This window comes from Veillonella sp. 3891 (genome assembly GCF_003992315.1).
GTDB lineage: Bacteria > Bacillota > Negativicutes > Veillonellales > Veillonellaceae > F0422.
Genome location: NZ_RQVE01000031.1, coordinates 1 through 1,159, shown reverse-complemented (window position 1 = coordinate 1,159; position 1,159 = coordinate 1). Strand labels below are relative to the sequence as shown.

General features: G+C 44.8%; 1 protein-coding gene. It reads left to right on the top strand.

The window, feature by feature from the left end; genetic code table 11:
* Positions 1-1,158 (top strand): elongation factor Tu (gene tuf / locus EO118_RS08515; RefSeq protein ID WP_127069498.1); only part of this gene is annotated, 1,158 nt, incomplete at its 5' end.
* Position 1,159 lies beyond the last annotated feature (1 nt).

Below are 1,159 nucleotides of genomic sequence, written 5' to 3'. Positions count from 1 at the left end.
CCACACGTTAACATTGGTACTATCGGTCACGTTGACCATGGTAAAACTACTTTAACAGCAGCAATCACTAAAGTTCTTGCTGAAAAAGGTCAAGCTGATTTCCAAGACTACAGCATGATCGACAAAGCTCCAGAAGAACGTGAACGCGGTATCACAATCAACACTGCACACGTAGAGTACGAAACAGACACTCGTCACTATGCACACGTTGACTGCCCAGGCCATGCTGACTATGTTAAAAACATGATCACTGGTGCTGCTCAAATGGACGGCGCTATCCTAGTTGTATCCGCAGCTGACGGCCCTATGCCACAAACTCGTGAGCACATCTTGTTAGCTCGCCAAGTTGGTGTACCAGCTATCGTTGTATTCATGAACAAAAAAGACATGGTTGACGATGAAGAATTATTAGAATTAGTAGAAATGGAAATCCGTGAATTGCTTTCCAGCTACGAATTCCCTGGCGATGACATCCCAGTTATTGCAGGTTCTGCGTTGAAAGCATTAGAAGGCGACGCTACTTACGTTGAAGCAATCAACGAATTGATGGCAAAAGTTGACGAATACATCCCAACTCCAGAACGTGACACAGACAAAACATTCTTGATGCCTGTGGAAGACGTGTTCACAATCACTGGTCGTGGTACAGTAGCAACTGGCCGTGTAGAACGTGGTCAAATCAACGTTGGTGACGTAGTAGAAATCGTTGGTCTTCAAGAAGAACCATCCAGCACTACAGTTACAGGTCTTGAAATGTTCCGTAAAATCTTGGAATCTGCAGTAGCAGGTGACAACGTAGGGGCACTTCTTCGCGGTATCGACCGTAAAGATATCGAACGTGGTCAAGTATTGGCTAAACCAGGTTCCATCAAACCTCACACTAAATTCAAAGCAGAAGTATACGTGTTGACAAAAGAAGAAGGTGGCCGTCATACTCCATTCTTCTCCAACTACCGTCCACAATTCTACTTCCGTACAACTGACGTAACTGGCGTTATCAACTTACCAGAAGGTACAGAAATGTGTATGCCTGGTGATAACATCACTATGAACATCGAGCTTATCACTCCAATCGCTATTGAAGAAGGTTTACGTTTCGCGATCCGCGAAGGTGGCCATACAGTAGGCGCTGGTGTTGTTACAGCTATCGAAGCATAAT